We start from the raw sequence: 18,659 nt of genomic DNA on the forward strand, positions 1-18,659 counted from the left end.
GTAGCCAGCCATGAACAACCCACTGGCGCCCGTACCGGGCATCCGCGTCAGCCTTTCGGAGCTGATCGAGATGCGCCATCGCGTGCGTGAAGTGCAGTTGTTCTCGACGCCGGGCCAACGTAGCCCACTGATCGGCCTGCACCACTCCAAACTGCGCGGGCGCGGCGTGGATTTCGATCAGGTGCGGGTCTATCAGGCCGGCGACGACGTACGCACCATTGACTGGCGCGTGACCGCTCGTACTCAGGAGCCCCACACCAAGCTGTTTCATGAGGAGCGGGAGCGGCCGATCTTCATCATGATCGAGCAAAGCCATCGGCTGTTCTTCGGCTCGGGGCTGATGTTCAAGTCGGTGCTCGCGGCCCAGGCCGCCAGCCTGATCGGCTGGGCCGCCCTGGGGCACAACGACCGGGTCGGCGGGCTGGTGTTCGGAGATAACACCCATTACGAGGTTAAGCCCCGGCGCAGCAAACAGAGCCTTCTGCAACTGCTGAACCGCCTGGTGCGGGTCAATCAATCGCTGCATACCGAGGGCGAAGCGGACCGCGATTCGTTCGGCAACGCCTTGCGCCGGGCCCGGGAAGTATTGCGCCCTGGCAGCCTGGTGATCGTGATTTGCGATGAGCGCGCGCTGTCCGACAGCGCCGAGCAACAGTTGAGCCTGCTGTCACGCCATTGCGACCTGTTGCTGTTGCCGCTTTCGGATCCGCTGGATCACGCCCTGCCCGCCGCCGGATTGCTGCGTTTCGCCCAGCGCGGCGCGCAGTTGGAACTCGACACCCTGAATTTCGAACTGCGCCAGACCTATCGCGCCCAGGCCGAGGCGCGCCAGGAGCGCTGGGAATTGCTGGCCCAGAAGCTGCGGATTCTGCTCATGCCCCTGAGCACCCAGGGCGACATGGTCGAACAGCTACGCGAATACCTGAACCCCAAGCGGTCGGGGAAAAGCCGATGAGCAGTCTCGATCAACTGCAGCCACTGATCACGCCGCCACCCATCGGCTTCTGGCCTCCCGCGCCGGGCTGGTGGCTGCTGCTGGTGGTATTGCCGTTGCTGGGGCTTGGACTGTGGCAATTGCGCCGGTTCCTTCCCGCCAAGCGCTCCACCGTGCGCGCCGAGCAACCCCTGGACCCTGCGCGCCTGGCCGCGCTGGCGGAACTCGCCCAACTGCCCAAACCCTACGATGGCGCCCCTGCCGGCGCCTGGCTGCAACAGCTCAACGGGCTGCTCAAGCGCCTGTGTCGCAACCACTACCCGTACAGCCAGAGTCACACCCTCAACGGACGTAAATGGCTGGCTTTCCTGGATAACCGCTGCCCCGCGGCAGGCCTGACCCGCTGGATGGTGCTGGTGGAAGGCGCCTACAAACCCGAATGCAAGCTCGATGACAAAGCCATTGCCGGCCTGACCCAAGCCGTCGAAATCTGGATTCGCAAACATGTTTGAGTTCGCCTGGCCGTGGATTTTCGCGATGTTGCCGCTGCCCTGGCTGATGCGCCTGGTGCTGCCGGCGGCCGACAGTGGCGAGCCGGCCCTCAGGGTCAGTTTCCTGGGCGACCTCGAAGGTCTCGTGGGGCGCCGGGCCCGAAGCAATCTGCCGACCTGGCGTCAGCAGGCACCCTTCATCCTGCTCTGGCTGCTGTTGCTGATTGCCGCTGCCCGCCCGCAATGGTTGGGCGAGCCGTTGCCGATCGCAGCCAGCGGTCGTGACCTGTTGGTGGCGGTGGATGTCTCGGGGTCCATGGACTTTCCCGATATGCGCTGGCAAGACGAGGAAATCAGTCGCCTCGCGCTGGTCCAGCACCTGCTGGGAGATTTTCTCGAGAGCCGCGAAGGTGATCGGGTCGGCCTGATCCTGTTCGGCAGCCGGGCCTACCTCCAGGCACCGCTGACCTTCGACCGTCGCACCGTGCGGCTGTGGCTGGATGAAGCGCGCATCGGCATCGCCGGCAAGAACACCGCTATCGGCGACGCCATCGGCCTGGCGCTCAAGCGCCTGCGTCAACGTCCGGCAAACAGCCGCGTGCTGATCCTGGTGACCGATGGCGCCAACAACGGCGGGGAAATCGACCCGCTGACCGCCGCCCGGCTGGCCGCCGAAGAAGACGTGAAGATCTACCCGATCGGCATTGGCGCCGATCCGGAAGAAAGTGGCACAGCAGGGTTTGTCGGGGTCAACCCGAGCCTGGACCTCGACGAAGCGACACTCAGGGAAATTGCCCAAACCACGGGCGGCCAGTATTTCCGCGCCCAGGATGGCCAACAACTGTTGGCGATCAAGACCACCCTCGACCAGCTAGAGCCGGTGACCCAACAGCCGACCCAGGCGCGCCCCGCCCAGGCACTTTACCAATGGCCCCTGGCCGTTGCGCTGCTGCTGAGCGTCTTGCTGGTAGCCCGGGAACGCTGGCCGGACAACCCTCTGCAGCGTCTGTTCACCCAGCCATTGTTCCAACCGGCAGAACATTCCGAGTGGCGCCGGCGACTCAAGCGCATGCGCCTGGGGAAACGCCGATGATCGCTCTCTGGCCACACTGGTTGCGTCCCTGGTTCCTATTGCTGCTGCCTTTATTGGGGTGGCTGCTGTGGCACCTGTGGCACCGGCAGAAACGCGTGGGCCGCTGGCAAATGATTCTGCCGCCGGCGTTTCATGCCGTGCTGCTCAGTGGCGGCAACGGCCGCGAAAGCAAACTCCCGTGGGTTGCCCTTGGCCTGGGCTGGCTGTTGGTGGTGCTTGCGCTGCTGGGCCCCAGTTGGGCACGGGTCGAACAGACCAGCCAAAAACCTGCCGATCCGCTGGTGGTGGTGCTGGAATTGACGCCGCAAATGCTCGCCGCCGACGTCCCGCCCACGCGTCTGGAGCAAGCCCGGCGCAAGGTGCTGGACTTGCTTCATAGCCGCAGCGACGCCCAGACCGCAATCATCGTCTATTCCGGCAGTGCCCATACGCTGGTGCCGCTGTCCGACGACCTGTCCACCAGCGCCAACCTCCTGGAAGCACTCACCCCCTCGATCATGCCCCAGAACGGCCATCGCGCCGACCTGGCGGTCAACAAGGCCATGGCCCTGCTGGATCAGAGCGGACTTGGTCACGGTCGGATCCTGCTGATAGGTTCATCGTTGAACGAACAGGAACGCGAGCATATCCGCCAGATCCTCGATGGATCTGCCACGCAATTGCTGATGCTGGGCATCGGAACACGCGAAGGCGCCCCGGTAACCCAGGAAGATGGCAGTTACCTCAAGGATGCCCAGGGCGCGATTCTGGTACCGCGCCTGGACAGCCCGAGCCTCAAGTCCTTCCTCAATGAGCTGGACGGCCGCTATCGCCCGGCGCGCCTGGACGATAGTGACCTGCGTGGCCTGGGGCTGCTGGACGGCCCTCGCCATTTGCGCAGCGACGGTCAGACGTTGCGCCTGGATACCTGGGCGGACCATGGCTACTGGCTGCTCCTGCCGCTGTTGTTGCTGGCCGCCTGCGCCGGACGGCGCGGCTGGCTGTTCTGCCTGCCGTGGGTGTTCATGGTGCCGCAAACCGGTCATGCCTTCGAACTCCAGGACCTGTGGCTGCGCCCCGATCAACAAGGCCAGCACCTGCTCAAGCAGAAGCGTCCGGCCGAGGCTGCCGTCCACTTCGAGGACCACCAATGGCAAGGTGTGGCCCTGTATGAAGCCGGTGCCTACAGCGAAGCCGCTCGCCGCTTTGCCGAGGGCAACGACGCCCGCGCCCACTACAACCGCGGCAACGCCCTGGCCAAAAGCGGCGAACTGGACGCCGCGCTGGATGCGTACGAGCAAGCGCTGGAGTTGCAACCGGACCTGCGTCCGGCCCAAACCAACAAAGCACTGGTGCAGAGCCTGCTCAAAGAGCAGACAGCAAAACCTGCCGAACCTGAACCCAGTGAAAGTGAGCAGCCAGGGCCCGCCGAGCAAGCACCGAACGCCAATGCCCAGGCACAAACTTCTGCGCCGGGACAGCCCTCCTCCGAAGCGACCGCGACACCGGAACAATCCCAGGGCCCCCAGGCAGCGCAACCGCCTGGTGCCCAGGATGTGCCGGGCAGCGAGTTGCCTGATGAGCGGACCACGACCCCACCACTGCGCCCCGCGGCCGGCCAGCGCAACGACGAAGAACAGCGCCAGGCACTGGAACAATGGCTGCGCCAGATCCCGGATAATCCGGGCGAACTGCTCAGACGTAAATTCTGGTATGAACAGCAAAGCCATCAGGCCCAGGGAAAAACCCCATGACCCGCTTCACCGCCTACCTCCTCGTGTTGCTGCTCTGGGCATCTGGAACCCAGGCCGTACAGTTGACTGCCAGTGTGGATCGCGGGCGCCTGAATTCCGGGGAGACCGTGGAACTGACCCTGGAGTCCAATGACGCCACACTGTTCGGCAAACCCGACCTGAGCCCGCTCCAGGCGCTGTTCGAAGTGCGCGGCACCCGCCAGGTCAACCAACTGACGACTCTTGATGGCGAGAATCGCGCCACCACCCGCTGGATCGTCACCCTGCTGCCGCGCCAAAGTGGCACCGTGGTCATTCCGCCCCTGCAATTGGGCGAAGTGACCAGCCAACCGATCACCCTGCAAGTGATCGAAAGCGAAACGCGCAATGAGCCGGGCAAACTGGCCCCGGTGTTCATCGAGGCCAGCCTCGACCAGACCGACGTCTATGTGCAGGCACAGGCGATCCTGACCTTGCGCATCTACCATTCGGTGTCGCTGTACGACGACAGCAGCCTGACACCGCTGCACATTCCCGATGCCCGTACCGAGCAACTGGGCGAATCACGCACCTACGAAAAGGTCATCAACAACGTACGCCACGGCGTGATCGAACTGCGCTACGGCATCTACCCCCAACGCAGCGGCGAACTGATGATCCCGGCCCAGACCTTCAGCGCCACCCTGGTCGAGCCGGTGGCCCAGGGAACCGCGCCGTCGGGGCCCAAGCCCGGCCAGTTGATGCGGGTCAGCTCCGAGCAACTGCGCCTGACCGTCAACCCCAAGCCCGCCAGCTACCCGGCAGATGTGCCCTGGCTGCCGGCGCGCAGCCTTTCCTTGAGCGAGAGCTGGAGCCCGGAACCAACCCACAGCCAGGTGGGTGACTCCCTGACCCGCAGCCTGACCCTGGAAGCCGAGGGTCTGGCCAGCGCCCAGCTACCGCCCCTGCCAGCCACTGAAATCAGCGGCCTGCGGCGCTACCCCGACCAACCGGTACTCAGCAGTCGCAGCAGCGAGCGCGGTTTGGTGGGCAGCCGTGAAGACCGCGAGGCCCTGGTGCCCAACCGCAGCGGCACCATTGAATTGCCGCCGGTGGAAGTGGTTTGGTGGAACACCCGGGAAGACCACCTGGACCGCACCAGCCTTCCAGCGCGGACCCTGCAAGTGGCGAACAATCCGAGCCTGATGGTGGACACGCCAACAAGCACACCTCAGATTGTGACGATCGTCGACAGCGACACCTTGCGGTATTGGCAATTGAGCACTTTCATCCTGGCCTGCACCACGCTGCTGGGCTTGGGCCTGTGGTGGCGCGCCCGTTCGCAGCCGGCCATCCTGCGCGCGACCCAGGCCGGGCCGAGCCCGCGGACCTTGCTGGACGACCTCAAGCGTGCCTGCCTGGCCAACGACTCCCACGCTACACGCCAGGCGCTGGACGCCTGGGCTCGCCAGCAACCGGAAACCCTGGCCGACATGGCCGCGCGCTTCGTGCCACTGTCCGACGCCCTGGATGGCCTCAACGGCGCGCTCTACAGCGAAACGGGTCAGTATTGGCAGGGCGAAGATCTGTGGCGAGCCATTCGTACCATTCCCGCTGCGGAAGGCTTCCAGGACCCGGCCGGCGACAGTGGCTTGCCACCGCTCTACCCCAAGTGATCCCTTTGCGGGACATAGCGCTTCTGTGGCTCGCCACAGGAGTGGCGCCAACTCATTTGGAGAAATTGCCCGGTTTCTCTCCTCTGTTTCCCAGTAAACTCTCCATCTTTTAGCCGCCTCTCTTCCCGCGGCCATCATCTGTTTTCTGGAGTTCATCTTGCGTCTGTTCCACACCTCCGACTGGCACCTTGGGCAAAACCTGCACGGTCAGGAACGCGACTTCGAACACGCCTGTTTCCTTGACTGGCTGCTGCGTCAGTTGACCAGTGAAAAGCCCGACGTGCTGCTGATTGCCGGGGATATCTTCGACACGGTGAACCCGCCGGTCAAAGCCCAGGAGCGGCTGTACGACTTCATCGTCAGTGCCCATGAACAAAACGCCAATCTGACCATTGTGATGATCGCCGGCAACCACGACTCCGGTTCGCGTATCGAACTACCGGCGCCGCTGATGCGTCGGTTGCGCACCCATGCCCTGGGCCGGGTGTTGTGGCTGGACGACGGGCAATTGGACGTCGAGCGCTTGCTGCTGCCGTTGCCCGACGCCAAGGGCAAGGTCAAGGCCTGGTGCCTGGCCCTGCCATTCCTGCGGCCTGCCGAGGTGACCGGCGCACAACTGGGTGACGATTACCTGCGGGGCATCGGTCAGGTCCATGAATGGCTGATCTCCGCCGCCAACGACAAACGCAAGAAGGGCCAGGCACTGATCGCCATCAGCCACGCCCACATGGCCGGCGGCTCGGTGTCCGAGGATTCCGAGCGCAGCCTGATCATTGGCAACGCCGAGGCCCTGCCCGCCAGCCTGTTCGGCCCGAGCATCAGCTACGTCGCCCTCGGCCATTTGCACAAACCACAAAAGGTCAACGGCGAAGAGCGCATCCGCTACAGCGGCTCGCCGATTCCATTGTCATTTTCGGAAATCGGTTATCAGCATCAGATTCTCGATATCACCCTGGAAGGCGAAACCCTGGTCAAAGTCGAGCCACGGCTGATTCCCCGGGCCGTCAATCTGCAGCGCCTGGGCCCGGCACCCCTGGCCGATATTCTGGTGCAACTCAAGGACCTGCCGGACATCGACCTGTTGGCCGATGTCCAGCGCCAACCCTGGCTGGAGGTGCGGGTGCGCCTCGATGAGCCGCAGCCGGACCTGCGCCATCAAGTGGAAACCGCCCTGCAAGGCAAAGCCGTGCGCCTGGTGCGGATCGCCGCCGAATACGCCGGCAACGGCGGCAGCACAAACGTCGAGGACGGCGCCGCGTTGGTGGAACTGGATCAGTTGAGCCCGCAGGAATTGTTCAGCCGCGCCTGGCAAGACACCTACGGCAACGAAGTGGACGAACAGACTCTCAAGGATTTTGCCGTGCTGTTGCAAGACGTGCAGATGGAGGGCGAGCAGCCATGAAAATTCTCGCGATCCGTCTCAAGAACCTCGCGTCCCTGGCCGGGCCCTTCGAAATAGACTTCACCGCCGAACCGCTTGCCAGTGCAGGCCTGTTCGCCATCACCGGCCCCACAGGCGCCGGTAAAAGCACCCTGCTCGACGCGTTGTGCCTGGCGCTGTTCGGCGCCGTGCCGCGCCTCAACAACACCGGGCGCGACGCCAAGGTGCCGGACGCCGACGGCGAAATCGCTACGGGCGATCCGCGTACGCTGCTGCGCCGTGGTACTGGCGATGGTTACGCCGAAGTGGATTTTCGCGGCATCGACGGCCGTCGCTACCGGGCGCGCTGGGAAGCCAATCGCGCCCGGGAAAAGGCCGGTGGCAAGCTGCAAGCCAGCCGCCAGAGCCTGCGGGATCTGGACAACGATCAGTTGCTGGCGAGTCAGAAAGGCGAATACAAAGCCCAGCTCGAAGCCGCCCTGGGCTTGAACTTTGAACAGTTCACCCGTGCCGTGTTGCTGGCCCAGAGCGAGTTCAGTGCATTCCTCAAGGCCGACGACAACGACCGCAGCGAGCTGCTGGAAAAGCTCACTGATACCGCCCTGTATACCCGATTGGGCCGGCGCGCCTTCGACAAGGCCAAGCAAGCCAGAGAGTCCCACAAGCAATTGCAGGACCAGGCCACCGGCGTCACACCACTGACCCCAGAGGCCCGCGCCGAACTGGACCAGCGCTTCAACGAAGCCCAGCAACAGCTCAAGACCCAACAGGCGCAACTCAAGCAACTGGAGCAGCAACACACCTGGCTTAAGGAACTGCGCCAGTTGCAAGAGCAACGGGCCAGCGCCGCCGAGCAACTGCAACAGGCCCAAACTGACTGGGACGCCCTGGCCGACGAACGCCTGAAGCTGACCCGCCTGGAACAACTCGCGCCGCAACGGCATCAGTTCATCCGCCAGACGGAACTGACCCGGCAGCTCGAACCCCTGGCCGTACAGGTTCAGCAGCTCACCCAGCAGCAGATCGATCTGCATGAACGCCAGGCCGAGCTGGAGAAAGGCCTGGGCGTTGCGCAACTGGCGCTGACCGCAGCCCGACAACACAGCACCGACAGCGCCCCCTTGCTGCGCCAGGCCTTTGAAGAACAAGGCACCCTCGCCCGCCTCGACAAGGAGGCTCGCCAAAGCGCCGAACGCCAGGAGCAGGCACAACACGCCTGTAGCGAAGGCCAGCGCACCATCGACACGCTGCTTGAGCAGCAAAAACAGGTGGCCGAGCGCTTGCAGCGAATCGCCGGGGAGCTTGAACAAAGCACTCACCTGGCGCCGTTGAGCGACGCCTGGCAGGCCTATCGTGATCGCCTCCAACAGCTGATGCTGATTGGCAATCGCCTGAACCAGGGTCAGGTTGAACTCGCCACCCTGGAGCAAAATGCCGCCCACGCCGCCGAGCACCTGGCAACCCACCGGCAAAACCTCGAAGTGCTCTACAAGGAAGCCGACGCCGAACCGCAAGCGGTGGCCGAGCAGATCCAGTTGCTCGCTAATCTGCTGCAAGACAATCGCAAGCAACTGCGTGCATTCGAGGATCTGACGCGGCTCTGGGCCAGCCAGCAAGAGCTGGACAAGCGAGGTGCCGAGCTTGAACAGCGCCAGCAACAGGCGTTGCAGGAACGCGACCGATTGGTACGCGAAGGCAGCGAAGCCAAGGCCGAACTGGCGATTGCCGAACAGACCCTGAGCGTCACCCGCCAACTGCTGGAGCGTCAGCGCCTGGCCCGCAGCGAAAGCGTCGAACAACTGCGTGAACAGCTCAAGGATGACCAGCCATGCCCGGTGTGTGGCAGCGTCGAGCATCCTTACCATCAGCCCGAAGCCTTGCTGCAAAGCCTGGGGCGTTTTGATGAAACCGAAGAGGCCAATGCACGCAAAGCCGTCGAGTCGCTCCATGAAAAAGTCATCGACCTGCGCGCGCAATACAGCGGCGTCATCGCCCAGCTCAAAGAACTCAAGCAGCAACAGGAACAGCTCGCCAGCCAGCATCAAAGTCTGGCGCCCAGCCTTGAAGGCCATCCGCTCTCGGCGCAACTGCTGGCCCAGGATGCGGCCAAACGCGACGCCTGGCTGGACCAGCAAAGCAGTCAGCTCAACCTGCGTATCAGCCAGGACGAACAACGCCAGGCCGCCCTGCTGACGCTGCAACAGGACGCCGCGCGCCTGGCGCAGCAATTGCGCGAGGCTGAAACTGCGCATCAGCAGGCATCACTGCACCTGAACAACCAACAACAGGAGCTGGCCCGGGATCGCCAGCGCCTGGACGAGGAACTGAGCCACTTCAGTACGCTGTTGCCGGCAGACACACTACAGGCCCTGCGCACCGAGCCGGCCGCGACCTTCATGCAGCTTGACCAGCAGATCGCTCAACGCCTGGCGCACCTGGAACAGCAACGCGACGAACTCAGCGAGCAGCTTCAGCGTCAGCAGGCCCTGGAGAAAGAGCAGGATCGCCAGCAAACCCGCCTCCAACAGTTGGAGTTGGCGCAACGGCAACTGAGCGCCCTGACGGAACAACAGCAGGCCTGCCAGCAGCGGCTCAAGCAATTGCTGGGCGAACACACCAGCGCCGAACAGTGGCAGCAGCAACTCGACCAAGCCCTGGAACAGGCCCACAGCGCCGAAACAGCGGCCAATCAACAACTGCAAGCGCTACGCCACAACCGGGTGGAACTGGCCGCCGAACTCAAGGCCCGCCAGGAACAGACCCAAGCGCTGGACACTGAACACACGGCCCTGGCCGCCAGCATCGCACAATGGCGCGCCAGCCACCCGGAACTGAATGATGCCTCTCTGGCCGCCTTGCTTGACCTGGACGAGCAAAGTGTCGGCCAACTGCGTCAACAACTGCTCAACAGCGAAAAAGCCATTGAGCAAGCCCGCGTGTTGCTCACTGAGCGCGAGCAGCGCCTGCAACACCATCAGGCCCAGCACAACGGCAACCTGGAATCTGAACAACTGGCCCAGGCCCTCACCGAACTTCAAAGCCAATTTACCGCCAGCGAGCAGCACTGCGCCGAACTACGCGCCGAACAGGCCGAGGACCAGCGCAGGCAGAACGCCAACCAGGCCCTGGCCCAGCAGATCGAACAGGCTTATACCGAGTACCAGCGCTGGGCACGGCTCGATGCGCTGATCGGTTCGGCCACCGGCGACCGCTTCCGCAAGCTGGCGCAGGCGTACAACCTCGATATGCTGGTGCATCACGCCAACGTGCAGCTACGACAATTGGTGCGCCGCTACCGGCTCAAACGCGGTGGCAGCATGTTGGGGCTTCTGGTGATGGACACAGAGATGGGCGATGAGCTGCGCTCGGTGCATTCGTTGTCCGGCGGTGAAACCTTCCTGGTTTCCCTGGCCTTGGCGCTGGGCCTGGCCTCGATGGCGTCCAGCACGCTGAAAATCGAATCGCTGTTCATTGACGAAGGCTTTGGCAGCCTGGACCCCGAATCGCTGCAACTGGCCATGGATGCTCTCGACGGTTTGCAAGCCCAGGGACGCAAGGTTGCGGTGATTTCCCACGTGCAGGAAATGCATGAGCGGATCCCGGTGCAGATCCAGGTTCGTCGTCAAGGGAATGGCTTGAGTACCGTGGAGGTGAAATGAGCCGCGCCACGCTCTACTCGTTCCGGCGTTGTCCCTACGCGATGCGAGCGCGCATGGCGTTGCGCTACAGCGCGGTCGATTTGAACATTGTCGAAGTCAGCCTCAAGGCCAAGCCGCCCGAAATGCTGGCGCTTTCCAGCAAGGGTACGGTGCCGGTGCTGCAGGTCGATGGCAAGGTGATTGATGAAAGCCTGGAGATCATGCACTGGGCCCTGGCGCAGCACGATCCGGATAATTGGAGATTGCTTGGCGACCTCGAAGGCCAGGCGTTGACGGCCGCGTTGATCGAGGAAAACGACCAGGTCTTCAAGCTTCATCTGAACCGCTACAAATACCCTGAGCGCCATCCCGAGTATCCATTGGAACATTATCGGACCGAGGGCGAGGTCTTCTTGCGCAGGCTGGAAGCGTTGCTTGAAACCCGAGCATTTCTGACGGCGGATTACCAAAGCCTGGCTGACGTGGCACTGATGCCGTTCATACGGCAGTTTGCTCATGTCGACCGGGAATGGTTTGCCGCAGCGCCCTACCCTCGCCTACAGCGTTGGTTGCAAGGCTTGCTGGATTCCGAGTTGTTCGTGGCGATCATGGCCAAGTAATCACCACCACTTGGTGAACAGCCTCTGTGCTTGCTTCAGGCAGCCACGCTGCACATGCGCACCACTGCACAATCGACCTGAAAAGGCCCGAAGACGGCAACCCTGGGCTTGACCGGCGGATTCCCCACCAACGCCCCCAAAGCCTTGGCGGTCAGAATGTTGTGCGCGATGTTGTGGTTGCACTCGATGGTCCGCGCCAGAGATCCCGCCGAGGCTTGCCCCAGACCCAGCAATGAAAAACCATTGGTGATGAACGCCAGGAATGCGATCACCCAAAACTTGCTTCTGTTCATGCGCCGACCGCCTCTTTTGCGGCGCCATGCTCGAGCGCCGCGCGGGCAACCGGGGGACCATAATGAACAGAAGGCCGGGCGGCCTGGAGAGAGGTCTCGGCAGAGCCTTGGTATTGGGCACCGAGGCTGACCACCAACACCATCGCCACGTACAGGCCGATGGCGATGTACGCGCCGTGTCTGGCAGAAGATAGGATTGTGCTGGCCATTGGGTTCTCCGTGGGCATGTTTCAGTGCCCACAGAATCAATCAACTAAACCGATTTTAATAGCGACAAATACGCATAGTGTCTATCAGTTTTATTGATTACTAATCCAAACAGATCAGTCCCTAAGCAGGCTCAATAATCGCTCACGAGCAGCGTCCGGCTCGCCGGGGGTCGGCTGGGCGGCCGAAACAATGGGGGTGGAATAGAGAAACAGCAGCATCATTGCCAGACGCATCGCCATAGTGTCGATCTCTTGTTGGAGAAGGAGTCAATTTACTAGCGTCAAATTTAAACACATGGCCAAGTGATATTACAGCGGGTTTTTCGTAGGAGCAGGCAAAGCCTGCGATTTTTTCTCTTTTTCAAAGATGAAAAGATCGCAGGCTTCAGTCTTCAGCGCGGTTCAGTGTTGGGTCTTGTGGTCCAGGGCGGCGTAGAAGTTGGCGCTCTGTTGCAGGTATTTTTCGGTATAGCTCTGGGTGCGATTTTTCTTGTCGCTGATTTCAATGTTGGCACTGGCTGGCAGCGCTACGGTGGCGGAGATAGCGGAAGCAGCGATCACGGAGAAGAGATTCAGATTCATGTCGGTAGTCCTCGGATGAGTTGGCTTGCCTGCCCGGTTGGGCCGTGAAGCAAACTTACGCGCCGAGGCGTCTCGCTTTGAAATGCTTTGCAACACTAGCGAATATCAGTCTTGTTGATACAGCGACGCAGGCCCCGAAAATCGGGGCCTGCGCTTTACTGAGGGAGCATGAACTTCAAGTCGCTCGGCGCATCCATCGCCAGCTTTTGCACGGTTTTACCCAGCAGGCCGGTCTTGGGGTCACGCTCGAGAACCACGATCTGGTTGCTCTTCTGATTGGCGATCAGCAGGAATTTCCCGCTCGGATCGAGGCTGAATTCCCGCGGATGATCCCCCTCCACAGAGCGGCGCTGAAGCTCTGTCAGCGTGCCGGCAGTCGGGTCGATGGCGAACACCAGCACTTCGTTGGTGGTGCCACGATTGCTGACGTACAGGAACTTGCCATCCTTGGAGGCATGCAGCGCTGCCGCCGCCCTACCGGGCTGTGGTTTGCCCGCTGCCAGGTCGACCAGTTGCCGCTGGGTCAAACGCCCGTCCTGATAATCGAACACCGCCACCTGGGCGCTCATTTCCATGGTCAGCCACGCATGCTTGCCGTCGGCGCTGAACAGCAGATGACGCGGGCCGCTGCCGGGCGGCAACTGCACGAAGGCTGGATCGGCGGCGGTCAGTGGCAGTTCGGGGTTGGCCTTGGGGTCGTAGCGGTAGATGAACACCTTGTCCGCCCCCAGGTCGCTGGCGAACACATACTTGCCATCGGGCGAAGACACGGCCGAGTGCACATGGGCGGACATCTGCCGCTCGGGATTGATCCGACTCGGTTGATGGCTGCTCAGTTGCACCACCGGCGACAGCTTACCGTCGGTTCCCACCGGCAACACCGCCAGGGTGCCTGCCGGGTCTTCCACCACCGAATAGTTGCTGACCAGCAAATGTCGACCATCGCCACTGAGGCTCGAATGAGTCGGTTCGTTGCCCAATGACTGCACCTGACTGATCAGGCTCAGCTCATGGGTCTTCGGGTCAATGGCGTAGCTGCTGACCTTGCCCACCGGGTCTTTTTGCCCCGGCCCGTTTTCATTCACCACGAACAGCCGGCTCATGTCCCTGGAAAGGGTCAGCCACGATGGGTTGTCGGTCTTGATCACTTGCAACGGCTGGGCATCGAGCTGGCCGTTGCGGCTGTCGAATTGCAGGCGGTAGATGCCCTGGCTCTGGCCGGCGGTATAGGAACCCACCAACAGTTGATGGCGCTCATCGGTCTCTGCCTGGACGCCCATGGCACCCACGCTACCGGCCATCAACAAGGGCCAGAAACTACGCATCCTCATGTGTGTCTTCCTCATCGTCGTGGCCGCTGGTCGCTTCCACGCACTCCAAGTGGTGGTCGCCCGAATCGCTGGTGATGATCCAGTGTTTCTTGACCACGTCGAACGTCGCGGCCTCCATCTGCGCAGGCGTGAAGCGCCAATGCTCGAGAGTGCGACCGTTCATGCACTCGACGTGCAACTGGTCTTGTTCGTCGAGGGAAAAATCGAATGCGTGCAGCCCGTCGATGATCAGCATGTCGCAGGTTTCGAGGGCGTGCAGCAGGGTGTCGGTCAAGGCAGTCATGGCGATCAGTCGGTCGTTGGGAAAGTGCTCATGATAACCCAATGTGGGAGTGGGCCTTGGGCCAAAAGGTTCGAAAGCACGGTCAACTGCCAGATCGCCATCGCGAGCAGGCTCGCTCCCACAATTGGATTTGCAGCGAACACACATCTTGTATTCACCACCCATCCACTGTGGGAGCGAGCCCGCTCGCGATAGCGGCAGCCCATTGAACTTCAATGCAACTGCCTGACTGCGATCAGAGCGCCTCGCGCCCCGGCACCCCATCGACCAATCGCTGGATGCCCAGCGGATTGGCGTTTTTCAAAGGCTCGGGCAACAGGCTGTCGGGGTAGTTCTGGAAGCACACCGGGCGCAGGAAACGATCGATCGCCAGCGTACCCACCGAAGTCCCACGGGCATCGGACGTCGCCGGGTAAGGCCCGCCATGGACCATCGAGTCGCAGACCTCGACGCCGGTTGGATAACCGTTGAGCAGGATGCGACCGACTTTTTGCTCCAGCAACGGAGTCAATTCGCTGAACTGCTCGAAATCCGCTGGCTCCCCGATCATGGTTGCCGTCAACTGACCGTGCAGGCCGTTCAGCGCGGCAGTGAGCTCGGCTGGGTCCGCCACTTCGACAAACACCGTGGTCGGGCCGAACACTTCTTCTTGCAGCGCCTCGTCACCGTTGATCAACAAGCTGGCGTCAGCCTTGAACAACTGCGGCTGGGCCTGGTTGCCCTGTTGCGCACGTCCGGCCAGATGTTCGATGCCCGGGTGAGCCAGCAACTTCTGCAGGCCCTTGCCGTAGCTTTGCAGCGTGCCGGCATTGAGCATGGTTTGCGGAGCCTGATCGCCGATCAGCGCGGCCACTTGTTGGGTGAAGGCGCTGAATTGCGGCGAGCGGATACCGATCACCAAACCGGGGTTGGTACAGAACTGGCCACAACCCTGCACCACCGAAGCGGTCAAATCGCGGGCGACGCTGTCGGCACGCTTTTCCAACGCTTGCGGCAACACGATCACCGGGTTGATGCTCGACATCTCGGCGAATACCGGGATCGGCTGGGGCCGCGCGGCGGCCATGTCGCACAGGGCGCGGCCGCCCTTGAGGGAACCGGTGAAGCCTACCGCCTGGATCGCCGGATGCTTGACCAGCCATTCGCCAACACCACCGCCGTAGATCATGTTGAATACGCCGGCGGGCATCGAGGTTTTTTCAGCCGCGCGGATAATCGCATCAGCCACCCATTCGGCCGTTGCCATGTGGCCGCTGTGGGCCTTGAACACCACCGGGCAACCCGCGGCCAGGGCCGACGCGGTGTCGCCACCCGCTGTAGAAAATGCCAGAGGAAAGTTACTGGCGCCAAACACCGCAACCGGCCCCAGGCCGATGCGGTACTGACGCAAGTCCGGACGCGGCAACGGCGTGCGTTCCGGTAAGGCCCGGTCGATGCGCGCGCCGTAGAAATCGCCGCGACGCAGGACCTTGGCGAACAGACGCATCTGGCCGCTGGTGCGACCGCGCTCACCCTGGATCCGCGCCGCCGGCAAGGCGGTTTCCCGGCAGACCACGGCCACGAACTCATCGCCCAAGCCATCCAGCTCATCGGCAATGGCTTCGAGGAACTCGGCCCGGCGCACTGCGCTCAAGCTGCGGTAGGCCGGATAAGCGGCAGCCGCAGCCTTGGCGGCAGCGTCAACTTCTTCGGCCGTCGCCTGGACGAACTCATGGGGCAAGGCTTCGCCGCTGCTGGCGTCAAGGCTCTGCAAGCGTGTCTGGCCGGACGCGCTGCGCGCGCCACCAATGTAGTTGTGGCCAAGGATCTGGTTCATCGAAAGTCTCCTTTAAAGTGTGCCGATAGTACCCGGGTTGAACACCGCGTCCACCGGGGCAATGCCGTTGACCAGCGGTGCGCCGAATTCGGTCTGGCTGATTTCGAACACATCCCCCGGTTGCGTGCGGATGCCGTCGGCGAACGACAGGGTCGCGGTGCCGAAAAAATGCACGTGCACGTCACCCGGACGCAGGAACTGACTGTACTTGAAATGGTGGAACTCAAGGTTTTCGAGGCTGTGACACATGTTCGCCTCGCCACTGAGAAACTCGTTCTGCCACAGCACCTGGCCATTGCGCAGGATACGACTGGTCCCGGAAAGATGTTGAGGCAGTTCACCCAGGCGAAGTTCCGGGCCAAAGCTGCAGCTGCGCAATTTCGAATGGGCCAGGTACAGGTAATTCTTGCGCTCCATCACATGATCGGAAAACTCGTTACCCACCGCAAAGCCCAGTCTGTATGGCTTAGCGTCGTGGCCGATGACATACAGTCCGCTGATTTCCGGCTCTTCGCCGGCATCTTCGGCAAACGGCGGCAGCGGGAACGGATGGCCCGGACGGACCACGATGCTGCCGTCGCCCTTGTAGAACCACTCCGGTTGCACACCGGCCTGTCCGCTCTCAGGCTTACCGCCCTCCACGCCCCACTTGAAGATGCGCATGGTGTCGGTCATGGCTGTTTCGTCGCCGGCCTGCTGATGCATCTTGTCCCGGGCCGAAGCACTGCCCAGATGGGTCAGGCCGGTGCCGCTGACCAGCAGGTGCGCCGGGTCCGGGTGGTCCAGCGGAGGCAGAATGCGCAGTTCACTGAGTAACTGCGGGTAATCATGGGCGGTTCCCAGGCCCAGGCTGTTGACCTGCTGCTCAAGCTTCACACCCGCCTCGATGGCCGCCAGAGCCAGGTCGCGCACAGTCCGGGCGCCCTGCACTTCGCGCACTTTCTCGCCATCGACCACGCCGACGCGACGTTCGCCGTTATTCAATTCGAACTGAACTAAACGCATATTTTTCTCCCTGCAAACAAAGCTTGAATAACACGCTGATCCCTGTGGGAGCGAGCCTGCTCGCGATAGCGTTGGGTCAGCAACATTGATGCGACTGACAGATCGCAATCGCGAGCAGGCTCGCTCCCACAGGGGATTTCAATCACCTCAGGTCCGCGTCGCCCCCCGCGCACTGGCTGCGAACTGCTCCGCCGGCAGCACATGCTTGCGCTCCAGCAGGCGATACACCACGCCGGTCAACACCAGACCGAACACCATCACGCAGGACAGGAAGTACAGCCCCGACGCCAAGTTGCCGGTGTATTCCTTCAGCGCACCGATCACGAACGGCCCGATGTAGCCACCCAGGTTGCCCACCGAGTTGATCAGCGCGATACCCGCCGCCGCACTGGCGCCGGCAAAGAAACGCCCCGGCAAGGTCCAGAACACCGCGGTGCAGGAAAACAGCGCGAACGCCACCAGGCACAGCGCCGCCAGTTGCAACACCGGCACCGTCAGCCAGGCACTGAGGAACAGACCGATGGCGCCCAGCACATAGAGCACGGCCAGATGACCGTAGCGATCGTTCAAGCGGTCGGAACTGCGAGGAATGATCAGCAAACCGATGATGCCGAAGATGTAGGGCACCGAGGACACGAAACCGGTCACCAGGTCAGTGCCGCCAAATTGCTTGATCAACGTGGGCAGCCACAGGCCCAGCCCGTAGATGCTCAGGGTCACCGGCAGATAGAACAGCGCCAGCAGCAGGACACGCTTGTCCTTCAAGGCGTGCAGCGGATTGCCGTGCCGGGTCTGGCCGTATTCCTCAAGGTCTTTTTTCAGTTCAGCGGTCAGCCAGTCCTTTTCGGTCTGGTCCATCCACTTGACCTGTTGCGGCCCATCCGGCAGATAACGCAGCACCGGCCAGGTCAGCAAGACCGCCGGCAGACCGATGACGATGAACAACCACTGCCAGCCGTGCAGGCCCAGGATGCCGTCCATGCCCAGCAAGCCGCCGGAGACGGGGCCGGTGATCATCATGGCGATGGGCTGAGACAAAATGAACAGGCCCAGGATCTTGCCGCGATGGCGGACCGGGAACCATTGGGTGATGTAGTACAACACGCCGGGGAAGAATCCGGCTTCCGCCGCGCCGAGCAGAAAGCGCATCACATAGAAGCTGTAAGGCCCTTGCACAAACGCCATGCCGATGGTGATGGCGCCCCAGGTGATCATGATCCGCGCGAACCAGCGCCGGGCACCGAAGCGCTCCAGCATCAGGTTGCTGGGGATCTCAAGCAGGAAGTAGCCAATGAAAAACAACCCCGCGCCCAGGCCGTAGGCGGCGTCGCCGATGCCGATGTCGGCGCCCATGTGCAGCTTGGCGAAACCCACGGCGGAGCGATCCACGTAGGCGATCAGGTATAGCAGGATCAGGAAAGGAATCAGTTTCAGCGTGATGCGGCGAATAAGCCGCAATTCCTGGCTCATGGGACCGGTCTCCGATTGTTGTTGTTATAGAACCCTGGGGGATTTCTCTGACCAATGAGCGCCAGGATAATCCCTCCGTTGAATCGGACTATATAGTAATACTATTTACCCAACAACACTTCCAAACTGAGCAAATTGCGCTTATG

Annotated in this window: 17 protein-coding genes; 8 read left to right on the top strand and 9 right to left on the bottom strand. The window is 62.2% G+C overall.

Translation table 11 applies throughout. The features are described from left to right. Positions 1-10 precede the first annotated feature (10 nt). From QOM08_RS14775 to QOM08_RS14810, 8 genes are all read left to right on the top strand, one after another. Entirely contained in the window at positions 11-955 is a 945-nt protein-coding gene (locus tag QOM08_RS14775) for a DUF58 domain-containing protein (RefSeq protein ID WP_047225798.1), read from the top strand. After that, entirely contained in the window at positions 952-1,446 is a 495-nt protein-coding gene (locus QOM08_RS14780) for a DUF4381 domain-containing protein (protein ID WP_047225797.1), read from the top strand. The genes QOM08_RS14775 and QOM08_RS14780 overlap by 4 nt, the downstream gene beginning before the upstream one ends. Beyond that, positions 1,439-2,518, top strand: a complete 1,080-nt coding sequence (locus QOM08_RS14785) for a vWA domain-containing protein (protein ID WP_047225796.1) — start codon at positions 1,439-1,441, stop codon at positions 2,516-2,518. The genes QOM08_RS14780 and QOM08_RS14785 overlap by 8 nt, the downstream gene beginning before the upstream one ends. Next, a complete protein-coding gene (locus QOM08_RS14790; RefSeq protein WP_076384459.1) occupies positions 2,515-4,251 on the top strand; it encodes a vWA domain-containing protein in 1,737 nt (578 codons plus the stop codon). The genes QOM08_RS14785 and QOM08_RS14790 overlap by 4 nt, the downstream gene beginning before the upstream one ends. Further along, positions 4,248-5,885 (top strand): BatD family protein, encoded by a 1,638-nt coding sequence (locus QOM08_RS14795; RefSeq protein WP_047225794.1) that lies wholly within the window; start codon positions 4,248-4,250, stop codon positions 5,883-5,885. Before QOM08_RS14790 ends, QOM08_RS14795 begins: the two co-directional genes overlap by 4 nt. 157 nt (positions 5,886-6,042) lie before the next feature. Next, positions 6,043-7,287 carry an exonuclease SbcCD subunit D C-terminal domain-containing protein gene (locus QOM08_RS14800; protein WP_188250807.1) on the top strand — a complete coding sequence of 415 codons (1,245 nt, stop codon included), beginning with the start codon at positions 6,043-6,045 and terminating at the stop codon, positions 7,285-7,287. Further along, positions 7,284-10,925 carry an AAA family ATPase gene (locus tag QOM08_RS14805; RefSeq protein ID WP_316911782.1) on the top strand — a complete coding sequence of 1,214 codons (3,642 nt, stop codon included), beginning with the start codon at positions 7,284-7,286 and terminating at the stop codon, positions 10,923-10,925. The genes QOM08_RS14800 and QOM08_RS14805 overlap by 4 nt, the downstream gene beginning before the upstream one ends. Beyond that, entirely contained in the window at positions 10,922-11,524 is a 603-nt protein-coding gene (locus QOM08_RS14810; RefSeq protein WP_188250805.1) for a glutathione S-transferase, read from the top strand. Before QOM08_RS14805 ends, QOM08_RS14810 begins: the two co-directional genes overlap by 4 nt. A gap of 35 nt (positions 11,525-11,559) precedes the next feature. Here QOM08_RS14810 and QOM08_RS14815 read toward each other — a convergent pair whose 3' ends face one another. The 9 genes from QOM08_RS14815 to QOM08_RS14855 all read right to left on the bottom strand — a co-directional run bounded on the left by QOM08_RS14815 (position 11,560) and on the right by QOM08_RS14855 (position 18,513). Further along, on the bottom strand, positions 11,560-11,817 hold the full coding sequence (locus QOM08_RS14815; protein ID WP_160892259.1) for a hypothetical protein: 258 nt from the start codon (positions 11,815-11,817) through the stop codon (positions 11,560-11,562). Further along, positions 11,814-12,026 (bottom strand): hypothetical protein, encoded by a 213-nt coding sequence (locus QOM08_RS14820; RefSeq protein ID WP_188250896.1) that lies wholly within the window; start codon positions 12,024-12,026, stop codon positions 11,814-11,816. The genes QOM08_RS14815 and QOM08_RS14820 overlap by 4 nt, the downstream gene beginning before the upstream one ends. Positions 12,027-12,140: 114 nt before the next feature. Further along, entirely contained in the window at positions 12,141-12,266 is a 126-nt protein-coding gene (locus QOM08_RS14825) for a hypothetical protein (protein ID WP_256676792.1), read from the bottom strand. A gap of 162 nt (positions 12,267-12,428) precedes the next feature. Beyond that, complete coding sequence (locus tag QOM08_RS14830; protein ID WP_047225788.1) at positions 12,429-12,608, bottom strand: hypothetical protein; 180 nt, start codon at positions 12,606-12,608, stop codon at positions 12,429-12,431. 155 nt (positions 12,609-12,763) lie between these two features. After that, positions 12,764-13,939: a lactonase family protein gene (locus QOM08_RS14835; RefSeq protein WP_188250804.1), complete on the bottom strand. Its 1,176-nt coding sequence runs from the start codon at positions 13,937-13,939 to the stop codon at positions 12,764-12,766. Then, positions 13,926-14,222, bottom strand: a complete 297-nt coding sequence (locus tag QOM08_RS14840; protein WP_173406906.1) for a DUF5629 family protein — start codon at positions 14,220-14,222, stop codon at positions 13,926-13,928. The genes QOM08_RS14835 and QOM08_RS14840 overlap by 14 nt, the downstream gene beginning before the upstream one ends. A gap of 235 nt (positions 14,223-14,457) precedes the next feature. Beyond that, positions 14,458-16,038: an aldehyde dehydrogenase (NADP(+)) gene (locus tag QOM08_RS14845; RefSeq protein ID WP_188250803.1), complete on the bottom strand. Its 1,581-nt coding sequence runs from the start codon at positions 16,036-16,038 to the stop codon at positions 14,458-14,460. Between the two features lie 12 nt (positions 16,039-16,050). Next, positions 16,051-17,043: an AraD1 family protein gene (gene araD1 / locus QOM08_RS14850; RefSeq protein ID WP_076384445.1), complete on the bottom strand. Its 993-nt coding sequence runs from the start codon at positions 17,041-17,043 to the stop codon at positions 16,051-16,053. Positions 17,044-17,190: 147 nt separating this feature from the next. Then, the gene (locus tag QOM08_RS14855; protein ID WP_047225784.1) at positions 17,191-18,513 is read right to left on the bottom strand and encodes an MFS transporter; all 1,323 of its coding nucleotides are present in this window, start codon (positions 18,511-18,513) and stop codon (positions 17,191-17,193) included. Between the last annotated feature and the right edge of the window lie 146 nt (positions 18,514-18,659).

The sequence above is a fragment of the Pseudomonas sp. P105 genome (assembly GCF_032614175.1).
Classification (GTDB): Bacteria; Pseudomonadota; Gammaproteobacteria; order Pseudomonadales; family Pseudomonadaceae; genus Aquipseudomonas; species Aquipseudomonas rhizophila.

Bases quoted from the DNA above. Each gene is read 5' to 3' on its own strand.
- QOM08_RS14775 (WP_047225798.1), top strand. From the start codon at position 11: ATGAACAACCCACTGGCGCCCGTACCGGGCATCCGCGTCAGCCTTTCG.
- QOM08_RS14780 (WP_047225797.1), top strand. From the start codon at position 952: ATGAGCAGTCTCGATCAACTGCAGCCACTGATCACGCCGCCACCCATC.
- QOM08_RS14785 (WP_047225796.1), top strand. From the start codon at position 1,439: ATGTTTGAGTTCGCCTGGCCGTGGATTTTCGCGATGTTGCCGCTGCCC.
- QOM08_RS14790 (WP_076384459.1), top strand. From the start codon at position 2,515: ATGATCGCTCTCTGGCCACACTGGTTGCGTCCCTGGTTCCTATTGCTG.
- QOM08_RS14795 (WP_047225794.1), top strand. From the start codon at position 4,248: ATGACCCGCTTCACCGCCTACCTCCTCGTGTTGCTGCTCTGGGCATCT.
- QOM08_RS14805 (WP_316911782.1), top strand. From the start codon at position 7,284: ATGAAAATTCTCGCGATCCGTCTCAAGAACCTCGCGTCCCTGGCCGGG.
- QOM08_RS14810 (WP_188250805.1), top strand. From the start codon at position 10,922: ATGAGCCGCGCCACGCTCTACTCGTTCCGGCGTTGTCCCTACGCGATG.
- QOM08_RS14815 (WP_160892259.1), bottom strand. From the start codon at position 11,817: ATGAACAGAAGCAAGTTTTGGGTGATCGCATTCCTGGCGTTCATCACC.
- QOM08_RS14820 (WP_188250896.1), bottom strand. From the start codon at position 12,026: ATGGCCAGCACAATCCTATCTTCTGCCAGACACGGCGCGTACATCGCC.
- QOM08_RS14825 (WP_256676792.1), bottom strand. From the start codon at position 12,266: ATGGCGATGCGTCTGGCAATGATGCTGCTGTTTCTCTATTCCACCCCC.
- QOM08_RS14830 (WP_047225788.1), bottom strand. From the start codon at position 12,608: ATGAATCTGAATCTCTTCTCCGTGATCGCTGCTTCCGCTATCTCCGCC.
- QOM08_RS14835 (WP_188250804.1), bottom strand. From the start codon at position 13,939: ATGAGGATGCGTAGTTTCTGGCCCTTGTTGATGGCCGGTAGCGTGGGT.
- QOM08_RS14840 (WP_173406906.1), bottom strand. From the start codon at position 14,222: ATGACTGCCTTGACCGACACCCTGCTGCACGCCCTCGAAACCTGCGAC.
- QOM08_RS14845 (WP_188250803.1), bottom strand. From the start codon at position 16,038: ATGAACCAGATCCTTGGCCACAACTACATTGGTGGCGCGCGCAGCGCG.
- araD1 (WP_076384445.1), bottom strand. From the start codon at position 17,043: ATGCGTTTAGTTCAGTTCGAATTGAATAACGGCGAACGTCGCGTCGGC.
- QOM08_RS14855 (WP_047225784.1), bottom strand. From the start codon at position 18,513: ATGAGCCAGGAATTGCGGCTTATTCGCCGCATCACGCTGAAACTGATT.